Source organism: Planotetraspora phitsanulokensis (assembly GCF_016863295.1).
GTDB classification, from domain to species: domain Bacteria; phylum Actinomycetota; class Actinomycetes; order Streptosporangiales; family Streptosporangiaceae; genus Planotetraspora; species Planotetraspora phitsanulokensis.
On sequence record NZ_BOOP01000030.1, the window covers coordinates 151,044 to 168,672 of the forward strand.

A 17,629-nucleotide genomic window follows, 5' to 3' on the forward strand; every position below is an offset into this window, starting at 1 on the left:
CATGCCCACTCGTCAATCTCGCCAGGCCCGGTTCACGCGAGTCCGGCAAGGAAAGAGGGATGCCCGGTGCCGACAGGGGTGGCCATCCGCGACGTCCGCGAGCAGTTGTTCGACGCTGCCGAACGCGTCCTGCTCCGGGACGGACCCAACGCGCTGACCAGCAGGGCGGTCACCACCGAGGCGGGCTGCGCCAAAGGCGTCCTGCACCGGCACTTCACCGACTTCGACGCCTTCCTCGCCGAACTCGTTCTCGACCGCGTCGCCCGGATCGACGGGCAGGCCGCGGCCCTGCGCGAATCCGCCGGAACCGGCACCGTCGCCGGCAACCTCACCGCCGCGCTGACGGACCTGTTCCAGTCGGTCGCCGTGGCAATCGTCGGCCTCGTCACCTCACGAGACGACCTGCGCGCCCGACTGCGTCAGTCCAGGCCGACCGGCGTCCCCCTCCTGGCGGAAGCCACGGCCATGATCGCCTCCTACCTCACCGCCGAGCGCGAGCTGGGCCGGATCACGTCGGACGCCGACGTCGACATGCTCGCTCCCATGCTGATCGGAACCGGACACCTGCTGTTCGCCGACCGGAAAGGCGTCCCGCCGGAGGCCGACGCCGTCCACAAGGTCGTGACCACGGCCATCGGAGCCGTCATGCAAGGAGCGTGACGGCTCTTCCGTCCGGCCGGGACGTCAGGTAATCAACTGCGCCATCGGCTGCCATGGCGCCGCGTCGAAGATGAGCGTGATGGCGGTGATCTTGCCGTTGCCGTCAAGGCGGAAGTGCTCGGCGGTGCGCTGAATGCCGGCAGGAGTGGCGGTGTGGACGTCGTAGACGAGCGTGGCCTCGGCCTCGCCGTACAGCTCGCTGATCAGGTCGACGTCCGTGACTATCTTGACGAATTCCGGCAGTCCGGCCAGGTGACCGACCGGGTCGGTGGAGCTGATGAACGGACTGCGGAAGCTGAAGGGCTCTGCGACGTACGCGGCCGCCGCGGCCACGTCACCCCGGAACCTGGCGTCGTGGTAACCGCGGACCGTCTGCGCGGTGGTGCTCATCGGACTCCGTTCAGATACTGGGCGAGCTTGTGCTGGTTGTCGGCGAGTCGCAGGCACAGATGACGTAGCTGGGCCAGCTCCGCGGGGGCGAAATCCCGGAAGATCGCCGCCATGGCGGCCTGGGTCGGCCGCCGGAAGTTCTCGATCCATTCCTGTCCGGCAGGTGTGATCTTGACCAGAACGGAGCGTCGGTCGTGGGGTGCGGGGCTCCGTTGCGCCAGGCCGTCACGTTCGAGGGTGTCGACCAGCCCGGTGACGTTACGGGAGCTCACGCCAGCCGACTGGGCCAGATCTCCGATGGTCATCCCGTCGGCCGAGGCGCTCAGGCGCAGCAGGACGTCCAGTGCTCCCGAGCTGAGTCCGCGATCTTCAGTGCCGTGGGCACGCATGCGTTCGATGGCGTGGAAGGCGGTGCGTACGGCTGCGGCCGCCTCAAGGGCAAGGGTGTCGTCGTCGCCGATGAACTGGGCCAGCGCGGCCCTTGCCTGGGCGTCGAAGAGCAGGCCGTCAGCGTCGGAGATGACTTTAGATACCTCATTCATAGTGAGGCACTACTTTAGTACGTACTTCCATAAATTGGGAAGCCTGCGCGCGGCCGCCCCGGGCGCCCACGCCTCCATTGCGAGACTTCATGGGGCGAGGTAGGGCTGGCCCCGGCGGAAGCCACCTGCGAAACCCATCGCGCCCGTGTCGGCGCACGGGCGCGATGTCGGCTCAATGCCGCTGGATCAATCGCCCCGCGGGAAAGGGCGAGACTCGACCAGGCGGTGACGCCGCCCTGGGCTATTCCACCAACGCGCCGAAGACGTAGGTCCCGGGAGCGCTCGGGTTGTCGCCCGCCCAGAACTCTGTCCAGTGAGTACGGAACTCGTCGCGGGTGAGGTGGCCGTCGCCGTCCAGGTCGAGACGGGGGAAGATCTCATCGGTCGCCGTGGGCGTCCCGTTCCACGTCTCGATGAGCGCGCCGTACTCCGAACGGGAGATGAGGCCGTCGCCGTTGAGGTCGATCGCCTCGAACATCGCGTCGGCGGTACCGGAGACCGCGTCCGCCATGTCGCCGAGGCTTTCAACGACGAGCAGCACCTCGTCGAGGGTGACGACGTCGTCCGGGCCCGCGGCGGATCGGAGCACCGGCCACCAGCCGGTCATGATGGAAGCGAGCCGCTCCGGATCGACGGGTCCGGCGACTGCCTTCCAGCGCTGGGCGAGCGCCTGGAAATCGGCCTCGGTCAGTCGGCCGTCTCCGTCCACATCCATCGTGCGGAAAACTCCGATGACCTTTCTGCGCTGGAACTCACTGGCCACATCCGCCTCCGTTCTTTCGGGAGACTTCATGGTTCAGGGCGGTCACTATCGGTGACCATACTCATTTGAGTGACGAATCCGTTACGTACCGTGGGCCGGCAGATCGACGGCGTCCTCTGATTGGTCCCGTGCGGGCCAATCAGAGGACGAGGATGGTCACGGTGCTCTCTTCGGGGACGAGCGAGTATCGACGGCGTGTTGCGAGCGGTCAGGACAGATGCCCGAGCTGGCGTAGCGCGCCGAGGTCGTCACGACAGGCCCAGTGTTCGGCGATCAGGTCGCCGTCGAAGCGGACCATGTGGATCTGCTGCATGCTGAACCGTCCACCGGTGGGCGGATGCCCGAACAACGGACCATGCTGGGTGGCGGTGAGGGTGGCCCGATAGGCGGCCCGGTCACCAGATGACAGCACCTCGTGGACCTCGTAGCGGATGTCGCCGAGCGCGGAGTGCAGGAACGCGACGACGGCCTTGAGGTTGTCGGGGCCGGGCGGAGCGGGACTGGGCGGCGCGGCGTGGTCGACGAAGTCGGTGGTCACCAGTCGGTCGGCGAGGTCGGTGTCACCGGTTTCGAACAGCTCGCGGTAGACGCCGCGGATGATCTCCTCATGGCTGGTCATCGCGCCTCCCGGCGAGCTTGCAGGGTGTAGAGGGCGACGCATGCGGCGCCGGCCATCAGCGGGACGTGGAACAGGTACTCGATGCGGGCCAGGCCCGCGAAGTCGTGGTGGTCCAGGACGCGGTGCAGGTTGTCGTGCGGCCACCAGCTCAGCAGCATGAAGCAGACGCTCACATACAGCGCCCAGGCCTGCCCGGAGGATCTGGCCGTGCGTCGCGCGGCGGGCAGACCGACGATGGCGTACGCGACGCCTGCGCCGAACAGCAGCGACTCGACCACGGACAGGATCAGGAAGTAGGGCAGGAGATCCGCCGACGGGGTCATCGCGCCGGGCGGGTCCGGCCAGATCACGCGGCCGAGGGCGAAGGCCGCCAGGGCGGCGACACCGGCGGCGGACGCCGCAGTGATCCGAGTGGCGCGGGCGGGGGTCGGTAGGGTCGTCATTGGCTACTCACTCAGGTGACTAGAACGACATTACGGTGACTAGAATGAGATTAAGGTGAACGGCGTGGCGGCGCAAGACGGTTCCCGGCCCAATCGACGCCAGATCCAGGCGGCCCAGACCCGCCGGGACATCATCCTGGCCGCGTCGAAGCTGTTCACCCAGCATGGATACGCGCACACCTCGGTCGCCGACATCGCCCGGGAGGCGGGCGTGGCCGTACAAACGATCTACGCCAGCGTCGGCACGAAACCGCAATTGATCACCGCGATGCTCGACGAGGTGGACGCCATCGCCGAGATCCCGCAACTCGCCGCGCAGATGCAGCGATCAGACGACGCCCACGAGGTCATCTCGCTGGTGGTGCGCCTGACCCGCCAACTCAACGAGCGCTGCCACGACATCATCGCCGGACTGCGTTCAGGTGCCCACGTCGACGCCGACCTCGCCGCCGCGTACGCCGCCGGATCCGCCCGCCACCGCGACGGATCCACCGCCTGCGCCCGACGCCTCGCACGACTCAACGCCCTACGCCCCGGATTGGACACCGCGACCGCCGCCACCACGATCGCGGTGCTGCTGTCCACCGACAGCTACACGCAACTGCACACCGAACACGGCTGGCCGTACGACCGGTGCGAACACTGGCTGCGCGACACCCTCAACCAGCTACTCCTGCCGGCTACGACACCCGCCGCACCACTAAATGGATCATGACCGGCCCGGCGCCGATGCCCGGTTATGCAGACCGCCCGTTGCTGTTCCTCGACGTCGACGGACCACTCATCCCGTTCGGTGCACCGCAACTGCCCTTCAATGAGCACCCCGGGATGGCACCACAAGCAGGCTCGAATCCGCTGCTGGCCAGGATCGATCCCCGGCTTGGTACCCAGTTGTCGGCGCTGCCCTGCGACCTGGTGTGGGCGACGACATGGATGGCCGATGCGAACGAAGTGATTGCTCCGTTACTCGGCTTGCCCGAGTTGCCGATAGTGGATTGGCCGGACGCGGAGGACGACGGCCCACTGCACTGGAAGACCCGTGGCCTGGTCGAGTGGGCGGCTGGGCGGCCGTTCGTCTGGGTGGACGACGAAATCACCGACGCCGATCGAACCTGGGTCTTCGCACACCATCCCGGACGGGCTCACCTCCATCGCGTCGACCCTCGCCGTGGTCTCACGCACACCGACTTCGCCGTCATCACCGACTGGTTGGCACACCTCTGACCGCATGCCCGACCGCGAACCGAACCCCGGAGGACACGCTCGAAGACGGCCTGCGACGCCTTCTACATCCGCGCATAAGTGGATGATTGGTGCTTGAGCCGCTGGTGTGCCGATCGACTGGACGTCAACGTAAGGGCGCGACGACGGTTCCCCCTGATGAGGGATGACGTTCCCCCATCAGGGGGAACCGTCTTGCGTCGCCGGCCGGAAGAGTCGACGACATGGCGCTCAGATCTGCACGATGGTGGCCGCGTGCGGCGGCGGCGTGGACCTTCGCTTACGGTGCGGCCCACGTGTGGTGGCTGGCCGATCCCGGGTCGCCGTTCGCCCCTCCTGACGAACCGTTCTCGCCCGGCCGGTGGGCTGCTGTGACGCTCGCCTTCTCGGCCGCTGTCGTGTGCTCGCTGATCGCAGGGGGAATCGAACGTAGTTGGGCGGCGCACGTGCGATGGACGCTGGTGGTGGCCGCATGGGTGGCCGGCGTCGGCCTGATTCTGTACTCCTACATGCTCGCCATCAGCCTCGCCGCCATGCTGTTCGGCCAGTACGACGACTGGGCGAGCCTGCTCACCCGCGCGGCCGGTACGACGGGCGGCGCGCTGACGCTGGCCTGCGCCGTCGCCGAGCAGCACCGGGTCCGACGGGCTTGCTCCGGCTGCGGCCGGGTCCATGGCCGCTCGCCGGAACATCGCACTGAACCCACCCCGAGGTGGGCCTGTCTCGCCGCTTACGTCGCGGTCGCCGGGTGCGCGGCTCGCGTGACCGCGCGAGTGGTCGACGACCTCGAGGCGGGCGGGCCGTCGCCGCTCGCATTCGGTTCACCGTTCACGCTCTTCGTCGTCCTGCTGGTCCTCGCCGGCACTTTGCTGCCGCTGGCACTGGTCCATCGCTGGGGCCGGATCTGGCCGCGCTGGGTGGTGCCGCTGGCCGGGCGCGGGGTGCCACGATGGCTCGTCCTCGGCCCCGCCTTCTTCGTCGGCGCGAGCCTCACCGGCTACTTCGGTCTGGCCGGGATGACGGCGTGGGTCCTCGGCAAGGGCAACTTGGCCGACGCCACGGTCTGGAAAGTGTCGATGGAGATGTTCGGGTACACGCTGTGGGGCGTCGGCCTGCTCGTCGCCGCAGCCTCCTACTACCGCCTGACCAGGCCGGACTGCCCTCTGCCCAGAGCAAGCCGGCGACCGCTCGGCGACGCCGTAGGTAGTGGATCCGGCCCGTGAGCCAGTGCTGAAGTCCCGTACTACCGAGGCGAATAATGCAGTCGACTCTAAATATGGAGTCCGATTAAAGTTTCTCGCATGACCGAAGGGCTGCGGGAACGCAAGAAACGCGAGACACGGCGGCACATCTCAGATACGGCCATCGGGCTGTTCGCCGAGCGGGGCTTCGAGCACGTCACGATCGCCGAGGTCGCCGCAGCAGCCGGGGTCTCGGCCAACACCGTCTACAACTACTTCGAGACCAAGGAGAACCTGGTCCTGCCGCCCGACCAGGCGTCCGCGCAACGGCTCGCCGACATGGTGCGCGACCGCAGGCCCGGCGAAGGCGCCGTACCGGCCGTATTGCGAACGCTGCGTGAGGAGGTGCGCCGCCGCGACCGCAGGCTCGGCCTGACCGACGGGTTCGGCCGCGTCTTCGTGATGATGCGGGCCGCACCCACGCTGACCGCCCGGCTTGAGGACCTCGGCCGACAGATGACCGACGCGCTCACCGCCGTACTCGCGGAGGAGACCGACACCGGCCCCGCCGACCCGCTGCCCCGCGTGGTGGCCTGGCAGGTCGGCGCCCTGCACGAGCTCGTCTACACCGAGATCGGCAGGCGCACCGCCGCCGGCGAAGACCCTCGCACCATCGCCGCGGCCGTCCTCGACATCCTCGACACCGCCGAGGACCTGCTCGGCGGACGCATCCTCACCTACGCCATCCGAGAGGAACCACGGTGTTCAGAGTGATCATCTCCGGCCGATTCGGCGATCTCGACGAGACCGGCCGCGCCTCCGTGCTCGCCGCATCCGGACTCGCCTTCAGCGAGCAAGGTGCCTTCACCCACGACGGCACCCTGTCGGCGTTCACCTTCCGCTGCCAGGTGCCGGCCATGCCCGACGACGGCGAGCAGGACGCCACCCGACGGGCCCTCGCGGCGCTCGACGCCTACGGCCAGCCGTACGACGTGCTGCGCGTCGCGGTGACCGACATGCGCACCATCAAGATCCGCCGGCCTCCCCGGCAATGATTCAGTCAGCTACTCAGACGGGATGGGCCCGCTTTGGGATGCCATCCGGCCGGAGGGTCCTCACCGGCCAGTCCGTCCACAGCCTCGCGAAGCAGGTCTGCGTGCCCGGTGTGCCTGCCGTACTCCTCGATCAGGTCACACACGATCCGGCGCAGACTGGCATGGCGACCATCGGGCCAGGACACGTGGGCGGGCTGGTCGAGCCCGCCGTCGGCCAAGGCTGCGCTCAGCCTCGCGTGAGAACGTTCGACGGCGCCGTCCCAGAGTGCGTAGAGCTGTTCGGGAGTGTCATCGGCGGCGGAGACGAACTCCCAGTCGTCCCTGCCGTCGTGCTTCATGGCGTCCCACGGCGCGCCCATCGGCTCCCCGCGCAGCTTGGCGGTGAAGGTGTAGTCCTCCACTGCGGCGAGATGCTTGAGCAGGCCGCCGATGGTCAGCGAGGAGGCGCCGATGCGGACCTGCAGGCCCGCCGCGTCGAGGTCGTCGGCCTTCCAGCGGAAGGTCGTGCGCAGACGGTCGAGTGCCCCGACGAGGTGCTCGACCTCGGTCCCGGCAAGGGGTGGTTCCCAGGGAGTGTCGCTGTTGGTCATGGCGCCACCGTAGACAGCATTGCGGACGTTCTCCGTCCGGAACCTGTGCGATCTTGCACGGATCCGGACTGGCCGAGTCCTGACCGGATCCGACGCCAAGAGATGATCTCCACATGACGACATGGTCGGTCTGGCGGCAGGACGACAACGGCAACAGCGTCGAAGTGGCGCGCTACGACGACCGGATAGCGGCACTGGCCAGAGCGCTGGCCTTCGACGCCGGACACCCGCACAAGCAGATCTACTGGGTGACCGGGGATCCCGTGCTCCTCACCAACCGCGACCTGTACACCCGGGTCATCGGTCTGGGTGAGGCGCTGACCGCCGGCGGGCGCACTCTGTCGGAGTATCTGCGGGCGCTGTACGGCGTCAGCCGTACGCGGAGGGACCGTGACCGGCTCCCGCTCGACGAGGTCGCCGCGACGCTCACGGCGGCCGCCACCCTGACTCCCGCGCCGGTCGCCGCGCGCGACGGCTTCGCGCCCGAGGAGACCATGACCGGTTTCGCGCGCTGGGAGGCGGTCATCCTGTCCCAGATCGCCGACCTGGACGACTTCGCGCTGCAACCGCCCGGCGAGCACGCCTTCTTCGGCGTGGACGCGCCGCGGACCTCGACGGCCCGGGCGACACCGTGCCGCTGGTACAACTTCGACCCGGCGAGCTACCTCGAATGCGGGATGGCCGGCGGCTTGGGCGGCTGGGACGAGTCCGACGGCACACGCGTCCCGGTGCCCGGGCCCGTCCACCCGGATGTGCCCCCGGACCCCGGGATCCTCTCGATCGAGACCGTGACCTGGGACGATCTCGCCGAGTTCGCCCTGTACGGTCAGATATTCGAATGACGGGCGTCATCGCCGACGCCGCCTGCCACGGCTCGACGTCGCCTCGTATCCTCCGCGAGAATCGCTCCCCGTGAGCCGCAACGTCACCTCCGAGATCCCGACCGGGCCCGTTGACGTCCCCGCCATCGTCGCGACCATCGCCGGGGAAGACGCCGTCACCCCGGTCTGGCGCAACGAACTCGGCGGGCTGACGTTCCGGCTCGACGACGGGAGCTGCGGCATCCGCTACGTCAAATGGACCCCCGCCGGCACCCCCGAGATCGACCTTGCCGGCGAGGCCGAGCGCCTGGCCTGGGCACGACCATGGGTGACCGTTCCGCAGGTCGTGAAGCAGGGGGCGGACGCCAACGGATCATGGCTGATCACTGCGGCGGTCCCCGGCCTGTCAGCCGTGGTGCCGCGATGGGTGGCCGACCCGGCCACCGCGGCCGCCGCGATCGGGCGAGGGCTGCGCGCCTTCCACGATGCCCTGCCCGTCGAGCAGTGCCCGTTCGACTGGAGCATCGACCGGCGGATCGCCCGAACCGACGAACGCATCGCGGCCGGTCAGGGCCCCATCGACTGGTTCCCCGAGCACCGGCATCTCGATCTCTCCGACGCCCGGGCGCGCATCGGAGCGCCCCCCGCCGTCGACCGCCTCGTCGTATGTCACGGGGACGCGTGCGCCCCCAACACCCTGTTGCACGACGACGGGCGGTTCTCCGCGCACGTCGATCTGGGCTCGCTCGGAGTGGCCGACCGCTGGGCAGACCTGGCGGTGGCCGCGTGGAGCACGGAATGGAACTACGGCCCGGGCTACGACGGCATCGTGTACGACGCGTACGGCATCGCCCCGGACCAGGAACGCATCGCCTACTACCGCCTGCTCTGGGACATGGCCTGACCCGATCGCCGGGGCCGACCTGCTCGGGTCATGACGGTCGCCCGCAGCTCGACATCGGCGTACCGGTCCGAGGCCGAAATAGCGCGTGCCACGTCCGCGTCCAACAGCCGGGGTCGTCCGCATCCGCCGCGGTGACGCCCGGGGAGCAAGCCGGCGGACCTACTCGTGAGACCACCGGCCAAGGGGGCGTCCTTGTTTCACGTAGTCGTAGTACTCATCGAACAAGACTCCTTGATTAACCCAGCGCTCCGGATGAGCTCCGAGTTTCTGGGCCGCAAGTTCAATGGCGCCCCCCGGTGAGTCCGCCGTGCCGACGTGCCGTCCACCTTCCTGCTCGTCATCCACGTCATAGAACGCGAGGAACTCATCGATAGGAAGGAACGTGGGACCCGGGTTCTCCTCGACGATCCACAGGCGCACTACGAAGCAGCCCGACCTGTTATCCCAGATCGCGGCATGTTTCAGCCCTCTCCGCCCGTCCTCTTCGAAGGCTTCGAGGAACTGCTCGATCTCTTTGCCGCGGCGAAGGGCTCCCGCGGCGAAGTCTCTCGTGAGGTGGCGCACCACGCGACGATAGCCCCCAAGGGCGAAGCGACGAGCCTCCTGGAGCTGATGCGCACCAGAAACGATCAACGGGTCAGGCACCGTTTCAGGAGGTTGAGCGGAGAGCGTGGTGTGCTGGTTCAGGACATAGGAAACTGCAACCTGGTCGTGGTTCCTCAGTTATTGGATGCCATAGGTCACGGCCGGGCTTGAGCCGTAGGAGCCGGTCTGCTGGGCTCGCCTGGGGCGATGGCACTGGATCACAGCAGGCCAAGGGCCGGGATGTGGCGATCACCGTCCACGAGCCGGGCGGGGAGGTGCAGTGGAACTGGCTGCACCTGCCCAGCCTGCCGATTGCGCCAAGAGGGGTAGCCGCTCGGCACGCTGCCGTACTCGGGGCGGTGGCGGGGCTGGCTGTCGCCGGCGATGGATGCGGCGCATCTGATCCGCGGCCTGCATGAGGTCACCGTCGGACTGAGCGGGCTGCCGCTGGCCTGACCTGACCACGGCGCGGTGCCAGTGCGGCTGCCCCGCGGGCCGGGCGCGGGCAGCTCCGTCCGGCGTACCGGCTGCCCGCGCTCGATCCTCGCTGAGGCGTACGGACAGTCATGCCCGCGACTACGTGAGGCGTCATCATCGAGCGATGCCGCGCTGATATTCCTGGTCAGTCCGGTGGATTGGTCTCCAGATCCCACAGAATGACCTCAAGAGCGTACGGGGAAACCTGGTGCTGATTGTGGGTGGCGTCCTCGAGGAGATCCCATGTGCCCTGACCGATGAGGGCGACGCGGTGGCTGACCACCGGCGCGTAGCTGCGGGCTCCCACCCCAGCAAAGCAGCAGTAATCAAACCGGTTGAGGATCTGCAGCTGGGCACGACGCGGACCTACCGCGCCCATCACGTAGAGGTCGCCGAAGCTCACGATCGCGTAGAAGCCGGGAACGGAAGCGCCCTCGATGCCGCCCTGCTCCCAGTCGCCCGTGGACTCCCTCGATGGGCCGGGGCGCAGGTAGAAGGGGAACGTCCCGGCAGTCGGGTAGCTGCGGGTGATCCGGGTGTCGATGGCGGCGTACGCCGTCGTGGTCCAGCCACCGCCGGACAGACCGATCATGGAGATGGACTGGGGGCGCAGGAGTTGCTGGGCGTAGTTGATGCCCACGGCCAGCGGTTCGAGGAAGAAGGTCATGGCCGAGAAGGACGACGTCTCGTAGGTGTCGAACCTGTTGTGGGCCCTCGTGCCGGAGCTGATGTCGACGTACTTCTTCGGATCGTTGAGATCCTGGATCAGTTGGACGTTCCAGCCGACGAAGGGCATGTCGGAGCAGAGGACGGCGTAGCCGAGATCCAGCAGCGCCTGGACGGTGCGTACCCGGATGATCGGGTTCTCGCCGTGGCCGGTGTGGTAAATGGCGAGCCGGAGCTTTGTCCCTACCTTGGTGGGTGTAAGGAGGTATTGGGTCGCCTTGACGCCGTACCGCAGTGGGATGGTGAGCTTGGTGGTCTGCCGTACGCCGGTAAGGTCGGCGATCGCGGCGGGTAGGGCGACTCCTGGCTCGACCTTCGGCATCGTGGTGGGCAGGCCGGCGCCCTTCCAGATGTAGTCGATCAATCGGACGCGCTTGTCGTCGATGTCGGCCATCGTGTGGATGGCAATTTCCTTCTCCAGATCGACGCCGACGGCCTGCTGCGGCATGACCTTGTACGCCAGTGGCATCTGGTCCGCGACGGCCTGGTTGACGGGGGCGACCGGGCGAGGGCGGGTCCTGACCGGTGGAAGCGCCTTGGGTGAGGCAAGGGCCGGTCCGACGCCGCTAGCCGCGCCGGCCAGCGCTCCTACTCCTAGGGCGCCACCAACGAGTACTTGGCGCCGAGACGAAGTGCTTGACACGAAATCCTCCTGTTGATTTGAAATAATCAAGAGGATTTGGATGGAAATAATCAAGGAGGTGTTGAGCTTCTTGCCCTTTTATCAATAGCACGTATTCCGATCCTTACGGTGCACGAAGATTGAGCCGCCCCGTCGGATCGAGGGGAGCATCCATGATCCAGTTGATCGCGGCGACCCCACCCCTACTGCTCGGCGGGGTGCTGATCTGAGCCTCCGCTGTAAGCCTCTGGCTCAACGCGGGCGTTGCTGCTCCGGAGGTGGCTGAGCGTGCCGGCCACGGAGTAGATGTCCTCCTCCGTGTCTACGCCAAATGCATTGACGGCGGCTCGGAGATAGCCAACCGCAGGATTGACGACGTCCTAACCTCATGACCAAAAGGCTCCGCTGAGGGTCTCACTCATCGTCCAATTCCAATGCCGCATTGATAAGGGCGTCGGCTGCACGCGCAAGGCGCGCATCTCCACACAATGTGAGCTGCTGCCATATCGCCGTCATTTTGCGCCACCGGTGCAGCCACTGCGGATGCCACGGCCGTTGCGCCAGCCGCATCCCACGACATGACCGCGCGAGCGGCTCCAGTAAGGCCACCGTGCCACTGCCCGTATCGTGCCCGACCTTCGACAGCTCAGCAGCGGCCACGAAGGTAGTCCGCCACCGCGACCAGCTCGACGCCCAAATTTCACGGTGTGCGTTCTGGCGACGTACGGTTGCGTAGGCCAGAAATGATCAACGGTGCCTGACGACAGCGAATCCGCTGGCCAGGCACCGTTTCAGGAGATTGAGCGGAGAGCGTGGTGTGCTGGTACAGGACATAGGAAACGCATGTCTCCAGACATAGGAAACTGCGGCGGTCCAGTGTCTGGCCGTGTCGAAGGCCAGGCTTGTGATCACTGCGGTTTGTCGTCGAGGGCCGCTCTCAGGCAGAAGTCGCACGCGTGTACGGGGTGTCCAAGGGGTGGGTGTCCAAGCTCGTCGCCCGCTACCGGGACGAAGGCGAGGCGGCGTTCGAGCCGCGGTCGAGAAGACCGAACACCTCACCGACCGCGATCACGGCCGAGACGGCCGAACTGATCGTCCGACTCCGTAAGCACCTTTCCGACCAGGGCCTGGACGCCAGCCCCGACACGATCGCCTGGCACCTGCGCCTCCTCCGCATGGTCGAGGAGGTTGACCTCGCTGTCGGAGCGATTGGTGCTGAAGCGCCGGTCCACCTCGTGCAGCCGGGCGCACATCTGTTCCATCAGACGGGACGGCGAAAACCCAGGCGGTGGGCCGTCGATCTCGACGGTGACCGCCGTACCCATCATCGGCAACGAGTGCGCAAGTTGGCGTGCCGCATTCCAGGGCGCGGTGCGTCCAGACGTACAACGAGACCTGTCTCAGTTGATCAGAGGAGGTCCCCAATGTGTACGCGTTGGAGGAGAAATCCGGTAGTTAATGGCCGTCCGGAACTGTCCGGTCGGCGCCACGGGCGCGAGGGACGGTCCCGCGTCCGTTCATTGGTGGCCGCGGCGGCCATCGCGGCCGGGCTGGCGCCGTTGATGGCCGTGCCTGCCCCGGCTGTGGCCGCCGCGCAGGTTCGAGAGTTCGCCTACGTGGCCAACCGCGGCTCGGACAACGTGTCGGTGATCGACGCCACGAACAACACCTTCGTCACCAACATCGCCCTCCCGGGCGCAGACCAGCCCCTCGCAGTAGCGATCACCCCCGACGGCACCCGCGCCTACGTGACCAACTTCGGGACGAACAACGTGTCGGTGATCAACACCACGAACAACACCTTCGTCACCAACATCGCCCTCCCAGGCGCGGTCGGACCCTTCGGAATAGCGATCACCCCCGACGGCACCCGCGCCTATGTGGCCAACCAGGGCAGCTCGAACAACGTGTCGGTGATCAACATCACGAACAACACCTTCGTCACCAACATCGCCCTCCCGGGCGCGGTCGGTCCCAGCGGAATAGCGATCACCCCCGACGGCACCCGCGCCTACGTGACCAACGAGTTCAACCAGGTCGAGAACCAGGTGTCGGTGATCAACACCACGAACAACACCTTCGTCACCAACATCGACCTCCAGAACGCGACAGATCTCTTCGGAATAGCGATCACCCCCGACGGCACCCGCGTCTACACGGCCAACAGCACCTCGCACAACGTGTCGGTGATCAATACCGCGAACAACACCTTCGTCACCAACATCGCCCTCCAGAACGCGACCACCCCCGAAGGGGTGGCGATCACCCCCGACGGCACCCGCGCCTACGTGGCCAACTTCGGCTCGAGCAACGTGTCGGTGATCAATATCACGAACAACTCCTTCGTCTCCAACATCGGCCTCCAGAACGCGATCCAGCCTTTCGCGATAGCGATCAACCGCGACGGCACCCGCGCCTTTACGGCCAACTCCGGCTCCAACAACTCGTCGGTGATCAACACCACGAACAACACCTTCGTCACCACCCTCGCCCTCCCGGGCGCGGCGGGACCCTTGGGAATAGCGATCGGCGAGGTCCCCGTGGTTCAGAAGATTCGCAAGCGAAACGTCGCGAAGAGTTCGACCTCCAGCAAGCAAGAGGCCGGCGGCATCGTCAAGAGTAGGAATGAGAACTTCGGCGGCGTCGTCGCCACGAGCAACCCAGGAAAGATCGACAAGAAGCTGCACGACGTCGACACTCTCGTGCAACATATTCTGGATCACCCTGCGATCACCAAAGCCCTGAATGCCGCCGGAACACACGGCTGACGACGTCGGGGCCACACGCGGCCTCGGAGCAGCGTCGCTGATCCCGGGACCGATGAATGCCGACGGCTGACACACTCCATCCGAAATGGTTTTGAGCCCGTCCGTTCGTTGATAACGGGTTGATAATCCGACCACACACTCATGCGGCCGTCTCTTTCTTCTGACGTGTCTTCATCGGAAGACACGTCAGAAAGGGGGCGGCCGACAGCGGCCGCGGGTCGCTTACGGTGGCGCACCCCAGAAACGACAAACGGTGCCTGACGACAGCGATCGCGCTGGTCAGGCACCATTTCAGGAGGTTGAGCGGAGAGCGTGGGATTCGAACCCACAAGACCGGTCACCCGGCCTAGCGGTTTTCAAGAACACTGCGAATCACACCGTCGTGTAGCCACTGACCTGTGGTTACGCCTTGAACCGCCGGACAGCGACCGAAGATCATCCCGTACATATCCCGCGCGGGCCGTGTCGATCACCTGGGCGTCACCGTGCGCATGATCAGGCCGTGTCTCACGGCCGATCCAGATCGTTCGCACGCCTGCCACACGTCCGCCGGCAATGCCAGCGACCAGACTCTCCTTGATCACCCCAGCGCCGGCCCGCGAGCGTCATACCGCAGCGCTGCGCGGATTGGAACCCGCGTCGCGGGCGTGAAGGGATAGGGGGCGAGCGGCAAAGAAGTAGCTGACCGACCGCCGCAGCGAAGGACATCAGATGAGATTGAGTCACGCACCCGACGCCGCGGCCGCGCCGCTGAGCGACGCCGCGGTGATCGAGGCGTCGTGGCGTGAGCCCGAATGTTTTGGCGAGATCTTCCACCGCTACTTCCAAGAGATACGTCGCTACATCGCCCGGCGGCTCGGTACTGATGTCGCCGATGACGTCGCGGCCGATACGTTCCTGGCCGCCTTCCGCAGGCGCAAACGCTTCGACCCGGCACGCGGTGCCGTACGGCCGTGGCTGTACGGCATCGCGACCAACTTCGTGGGCCAGCACTTACGCGCTGAGCAGCGCGTCTACCGGATGATCGCCAAGACGCCGGCCGAGACGTCCACCGTCGGCCCAGAGGACCGGGTCACGGCACAGGTCAGCGCAGGAAGCGTACGCAGGGAACTGGCCGAGTCGATGGCCGCGCTCTCGCCCGGCGATCGCAACGTGCTGCTGTTGGTGGCGCTGGCCGACTTCACCTACGAAGAAGTCGCGATGGCGCTCGATTTGAAGTACGGCACGGTGGCGTCCCGGCTGAACCGGGCTCGAAAGCAGCTTCGTGCCGCACTGGGCGGGGTCGACCCCACACACCTCACAGAGGAGTCACCCAAATGAACGAGATCGAACTGGTACGGGAGCTGACGAAAGAGCCGCCGCTCGCCACTCCCGAGGCCGTCGCGCAGGCGTTCGGCCGCCTCGAAGAGGACATGACCAGTCGGCGACGGCTGTCCCTGCCCCGATGGGGAGCCGCCGGGCTCGGGCTGGCAGCCGCGGCGGCCGCCGCGGTACTTGCGATGGCCGGGCTGGGAGGTGCCGGTGCCGACGATCCAGCCCCAAGGGCGGCGCCGCAGACGGCCCAGATGGTGTTGCTCTCCGCGGCGACCAAGGTGGAACGAACACCCCTCACCAAGGGGAAGTACTGGTCAGTGGTAACGCAGGACGGCGGAGAGGTCATCGTCGGCAAGTACACCAAATATCAGATCCAGCAGATCGGGATCTGGGACGCCGGCCCTGGCAAGGACGCATGGATCGCCAGCCGGGATCTGGAGAGCCGCATCGTCGGCCCGGCCCCGGAGGACGGCCCCATCGCATTGCCGAACCGGGCCGAAGGGGCGAATCTGGACGCGACCAAGCCGCCGGTGAAAATGCCGACCCGCTGGGAGAAGGTCAAAGTATCGGGCGGGGAGGCCTTCAGACTGGCGGCCTGGGAGGGATTGAAGCCGGTCGATACGCGGACGCTGCCGGACGACCCCGAGCGGCTGCGGCAGTTCCTGCTGGAGGAACTGCGCCGGGTGAACTCCGTTCCTGGTGCCAATATCGACCGAACAGAGTGGATGCTCAGCCACCTCCAGCGAATCGGCTCGGCTCCAGTCTCGTCCAAGGTACTGGGAGCCGCCTACCGCGTGCTGGCCACCGAGCCGGGACTGCAGGTCATCGGCTCCGTCACCGATCCGCTGGGCCGCCCGGGCACGGGAATCGTCCACCGGGTCACGGCCGAGGGCGGTACTGTCGTCGACCACCAACTGGTGATCGACCCGATCACCGGACGGGTACTGGCCCGCACGGAAACCCTGGTCAAGCCCGGGAAGACGAACCCCACCGCCAAGGCCGGCAGGACCAGCTACGAGGCCGTGGTCTCCTACGGCTGGACCAACACCGTCCCCAACTACCCGCTCGGCCACGTCGGCTGACCAAGCTCACAAGGCCCCACCGCCGATAGGCGGTAAACCGGCGCCGGCTCGGCCCTCCATCGAGCCGGCGCCGCGCAGTCACCCACCTCTCACAATGTGCCGACGCAACGAGTCCGCTGCCCGACGCCCTCGACACCACCGAAAGAATCACCGCCCACCGGATCACTCAGGCCAGAATCCCCATCACGCCCTGAACGATCTCGTCACCGTCACTTCCTCAACTACGAAGGAAGCGATTTCGGTTCCAGAACGGCCCCGCATGCACCTCGCTGCCCTGATCCCCTCGATCTACGCTCATTCCTCGCTCGACGAGGAGCCCAAGGCCCTCGGCAAGCTTGGCGCTGCCCTCGGGTGAGCATCGGGCCGGAAAGCGAAACGCTCGGGGCTGTCGACCCGGGCGTTCACTGTTCCGTGAGCCGGGCCCTCACCTGTTCTGGGAGAAGGGGCAGATAGTCGAATCCGACTTCATCCAGCTGCGTGCGCACCCACTGGGCTGCCTGGCTGTCAACTGGGTCGTCATACACCAGCCCTCGAAGGTGGAACCTCAGACTCTCCACCGCTCGCCGCTCTCGCTCCTGATCACTGCTCCACCTGAAATCGCCCGGAAGGTTGTGGCAGACGTCCGCGATCATCCTTAGGCGCTCGATATAGCTGAGCGGGCTGCTCGGCCCTTCCTCTTGCATCTCCCGGCGTATGAGGTGCGTGGTGAAACGTATCTCCATGAAGCCCATGCCCATCAGGTGGCGCACCGCATCCTGAGCCGACACACCCGCCTTCCGAGATCGTAAGAGCCGCCAGCCCATGACTTGCTCCTCTGATGAGAGGCGCGTTGCCGTCAAAGAAGATCAAAAACGCCCCGGCCGTGA

Annotated in this window: 21 protein-coding genes and 1 pseudogene; 12 read left to right on the forward strand and 10 right to left on the reverse strand. The window is 66.7% G+C overall.

What is annotated here, in order from left to right; genetic code table 11:
• The first annotated feature begins 66 nt into the window (after positions 1–66).
• On the forward strand, positions 67–660 hold the full coding sequence (locus tag Pph01_RS30510; protein WP_204076616.1) for a TetR/AcrR family transcriptional regulator: 594 nt from the start codon (positions 67–69) through the stop codon (positions 658–660).
• Between the two features lie 24 nt (positions 661–684).
• Here Pph01_RS30510 and Pph01_RS30515 read toward each other — a convergent pair whose 3' ends face one another.
• The 5 genes from Pph01_RS30515 to Pph01_RS30535 all read right to left on the reverse strand — a co-directional run bounded on the left by Pph01_RS30515 (position 685) and on the right by Pph01_RS30535 (position 3,417).
• Positions 685–1,050: a hypothetical protein gene (locus Pph01_RS30515; protein WP_204076617.1), complete on the reverse strand. Its 366-nt coding sequence runs from the start codon at positions 1,048–1,050 to the stop codon at positions 685–687.
• Positions 1,047–1,592 (reverse strand): MarR family winged helix-turn-helix transcriptional regulator, encoded by a 546-nt coding sequence (locus Pph01_RS30520; RefSeq protein ID WP_204076618.1) that lies wholly within the window; start codon positions 1,590–1,592, stop codon positions 1,047–1,049. Before Pph01_RS30520 ends, Pph01_RS30515 begins: the two co-directional genes overlap by 4 nt.
• A 241-nt stretch (positions 1,593–1,833) precedes the next feature.
• Positions 1,834–2,355 (reverse strand): EF-hand domain-containing protein, encoded by a 522-nt coding sequence (locus Pph01_RS30525; RefSeq protein WP_204076619.1) that lies wholly within the window; start codon positions 2,353–2,355, stop codon positions 1,834–1,836.
• A gap of 208 nt (positions 2,356–2,563) precedes the next feature.
• Complete coding sequence (locus tag Pph01_RS30530; protein WP_204076620.1) at positions 2,564–2,974, reverse strand: ester cyclase; 411 nt, start codon at positions 2,972–2,974, stop codon at positions 2,564–2,566.
• Complete coding sequence (locus tag Pph01_RS30535) at positions 2,971–3,417, reverse strand: hypothetical protein (RefSeq protein WP_204076621.1); 447 nt, start codon at positions 3,415–3,417, stop codon at positions 2,971–2,973. The genes Pph01_RS30530 and Pph01_RS30535 overlap by 4 nt, the downstream gene beginning before the upstream one ends.
• Positions 3,418–3,481: 64 nt before the next feature.
• On the opposite strand from Pph01_RS30535, the gene Pph01_RS30540 reads away from it, so the two are divergent.
• From Pph01_RS30540 to Pph01_RS30560, 5 genes are all read left to right on the forward strand, one after another.
• Positions 3,482–4,132: a TetR/AcrR family transcriptional regulator gene (locus Pph01_RS30540; RefSeq protein WP_204076622.1), complete on the forward strand. Its 651-nt coding sequence runs from the start codon at positions 3,482–3,484 to the stop codon at positions 4,130–4,132.
• Complete coding sequence (locus Pph01_RS30545; protein ID WP_239117131.1) at positions 4,129–4,641, forward strand: HAD domain-containing protein; 513 nt, start codon at positions 4,129–4,131, stop codon at positions 4,639–4,641. Before Pph01_RS30540 ends, Pph01_RS30545 begins: the two co-directional genes overlap by 4 nt.
• 221 nt (positions 4,642–4,862) lie before the next feature.
• Positions 4,863–5,861 (forward strand): hypothetical protein, encoded by a 999-nt coding sequence (locus Pph01_RS30550; RefSeq protein WP_204076623.1) that lies wholly within the window; start codon positions 4,863–4,865, stop codon positions 5,859–5,861.
• A gap of 78 nt (positions 5,862–5,939) precedes the next feature.
• Positions 5,940–6,593: a TetR/AcrR family transcriptional regulator gene (locus tag Pph01_RS30555; RefSeq protein WP_204076624.1), complete on the forward strand. Its 654-nt coding sequence runs from the start codon at positions 5,940–5,942 to the stop codon at positions 6,591–6,593.
• On the forward strand, positions 6,581–6,874 hold the full coding sequence (locus tag Pph01_RS30560; protein ID WP_239117132.1) for a DUF6204 family protein: 294 nt from the start codon (positions 6,581–6,583) through the stop codon (positions 6,872–6,874). The genes Pph01_RS30555 and Pph01_RS30560 overlap by 13 nt, the downstream gene beginning before the upstream one ends.
• A gap of 5 nt (positions 6,875–6,879) precedes the next feature.
• On the opposite strand, the gene Pph01_RS30565 is transcribed toward Pph01_RS30560, so the two are convergent.
• Positions 6,880–7,464 carry a mycothiol transferase gene (locus tag Pph01_RS30565; protein WP_204076625.1) on the reverse strand — a complete coding sequence of 195 codons (585 nt, stop codon included), beginning with the start codon at positions 7,462–7,464 and terminating at the stop codon, positions 6,880–6,882.
• Positions 7,465–7,577: 113 nt separating this feature from the next.
• On the opposite strand from Pph01_RS30565, the gene Pph01_RS30570 reads away from it, so the two are divergent.
• Positions 7,578–8,306: a hypothetical protein gene (locus Pph01_RS30570; RefSeq protein ID WP_204076626.1), complete on the forward strand. Its 729-nt coding sequence runs from the start codon at positions 7,578–7,580 to the stop codon at positions 8,304–8,306.
• Positions 8,307–8,376: 70 nt separating this feature from the next.
• Positions 8,377–9,189: an aminoglycoside 3'-phosphotransferase gene (locus Pph01_RS30575; RefSeq protein WP_204076627.1), complete on the forward strand. Its 813-nt coding sequence runs from the start codon at positions 8,377–8,379 to the stop codon at positions 9,187–9,189.
• 159 nt (positions 9,190–9,348) lie between these two features.
• Here the strand turns inward: Pph01_RS30575 and Pph01_RS30580 are convergent, their stop codons facing one another.
• Together Pph01_RS30580 and Pph01_RS30585 are read right to left on the reverse strand one after the other, a co-directional pair.
• Positions 9,349–9,834 (reverse strand): hypothetical protein, encoded by a 486-nt coding sequence (locus Pph01_RS30580; RefSeq protein WP_204076628.1) that lies wholly within the window; start codon positions 9,832–9,834, stop codon positions 9,349–9,351.
• Positions 9,835–10,396: 562 nt separating this feature from the next.
• Positions 10,397–11,446, reverse strand: coding sequence for a hypothetical protein (locus Pph01_RS30585; RefSeq protein ID WP_204076629.1), 1,050 nt, complete (start codon positions 11,444–11,446; stop codon positions 10,397–10,399).
• A 1,064-nt stretch (positions 11,447–12,510) separates the two neighbouring features.
• On the opposite strand from Pph01_RS30585, the pseudogene Pph01_RS43750 reads away from it, so the two are divergent.
• Positions 12,511–12,636, forward strand: a pseudogene (locus tag Pph01_RS43750) (helix-turn-helix domain-containing protein); the annotation flags it as partial.
• An 18-nt stretch (positions 12,637–12,654) separates the two neighbouring features.
• On the opposite strand, the gene Pph01_RS42955 reads toward Pph01_RS43750, so the two are convergent.
• Positions 12,655–12,927, reverse strand: coding sequence for a hypothetical protein (locus tag Pph01_RS42955; protein WP_239117133.1), 273 nt, complete (start codon positions 12,925–12,927; stop codon positions 12,655–12,657).
• 195 nt (positions 12,928–13,122) lie between these two features.
• On the opposite strand from Pph01_RS42955, the gene Pph01_RS30590 reads away from it, so the two are divergent.
• The 3 genes from Pph01_RS30590 to Pph01_RS30600 all read left to right on the forward strand — a co-directional run bounded on the left by Pph01_RS30590 (position 13,123) and on the right by Pph01_RS30600 (position 16,763).
• Positions 13,123–14,367 carry a YncE family protein gene (locus tag Pph01_RS30590; protein ID WP_239117134.1) on the forward strand — a complete coding sequence of 415 codons (1,245 nt, stop codon included), beginning with the start codon at positions 13,123–13,125 and terminating at the stop codon, positions 14,365–14,367.
• A gap of 711 nt (positions 14,368–15,078) precedes the next feature.
• Entirely contained in the window at positions 15,079–15,687 is a 609-nt protein-coding gene (locus tag Pph01_RS30595) for an RNA polymerase sigma factor (protein ID WP_204076631.1), read from the forward strand.
• A complete protein-coding gene (locus Pph01_RS30600; RefSeq protein WP_204076632.1) occupies positions 15,684–16,763 on the forward strand; it encodes a CU044_5270 family protein in 1,080 nt (359 codons plus the stop codon). The genes Pph01_RS30595 and Pph01_RS30600 overlap by 4 nt, the downstream gene beginning before the upstream one ends.
• Positions 16,764–17,164: 401 nt before the next feature.
• On the opposite strand, the gene Pph01_RS30605 is transcribed toward Pph01_RS30600, so the two are convergent.
• Positions 17,165–17,566, reverse strand: coding sequence for a hypothetical protein (locus tag Pph01_RS30605; RefSeq protein WP_204076633.1), 402 nt, complete (start codon positions 17,564–17,566; stop codon positions 17,165–17,167).
• Between the last annotated feature and the right edge of the window lie 63 nt (positions 17,567–17,629).

Bases quoted from the DNA above. Each gene is read 5' to 3' on its own strand.
- Pph01_RS30515 (WP_204076617.1), bottom strand. From the start codon at position 1,050: ATGAGCACCACCGCGCAGACGGTCCGCGGTTACCACGACGCCAGGTTC.
- Pph01_RS30520 (WP_204076618.1), bottom strand. From the start codon at position 1,592: ATGAATGAGGTATCTAAAGTCATCTCCGACGCTGACGGCCTGCTCTTC.
- Pph01_RS30530 (WP_204076620.1), bottom strand. From the start codon at position 2,974: ATGACCAGCCATGAGGAGATCATCCGCGGCGTCTACCGCGAGCTGTTC.
- Pph01_RS30535 (WP_204076621.1), bottom strand. From the start codon at position 3,417: ATGACGACCCTACCGACCCCCGCCCGCGCCACTCGGATCACTGCGGCG.
- Pph01_RS30545 (WP_239117131.1), top strand. From the start codon at position 4,129: ATGACCGGCCCGGCGCCGATGCCCGGTTATGCAGACCGCCCGTTGCTG.
- Pph01_RS30550 (WP_204076623.1), top strand. From the start codon at position 4,863: ATGGCGCTCAGATCTGCACGATGGTGGCCGCGTGCGGCGGCGGCGTGG.
- Pph01_RS30555 (WP_204076624.1), top strand. From the start codon at position 5,940: ATGACCGAAGGGCTGCGGGAACGCAAGAAACGCGAGACACGGCGGCAC.
- Pph01_RS30565 (WP_204076625.1), bottom strand. From the start codon at position 7,464: ATGACCAACAGCGACACTCCCTGGGAACCACCCCTTGCCGGGACCGAG.
- Pph01_RS30570 (WP_204076626.1), top strand. From the start codon at position 7,578: ATGACGACATGGTCGGTCTGGCGGCAGGACGACAACGGCAACAGCGTC.
- Pph01_RS30585 (WP_204076629.1), bottom strand. From the start codon at position 11,446: ATGCCACTGGCGTACAAGGTCATGCCGCAGCAGGCCGTCGGCGTCGAT.
- Pph01_RS42955 (WP_239117133.1), bottom strand. From the start codon at position 12,927: ATGATGGGTACGGCGGTCACCGTCGAGATCGACGGCCCACCGCCTGGG.
- Pph01_RS30595 (WP_204076631.1), top strand. From the start codon at position 15,079: ATGAGATTGAGTCACGCACCCGACGCCGCGGCCGCGCCGCTGAGCGAC.
- Pph01_RS30600 (WP_204076632.1), top strand. From the start codon at position 15,684: ATGAACGAGATCGAACTGGTACGGGAGCTGACGAAAGAGCCGCCGCTC.
- Pph01_RS30605 (WP_204076633.1), bottom strand. From the start codon at position 17,566: ATGGGCTGGCGGCTCTTACGATCTCGGAAGGCGGGTGTGTCGGCTCAG.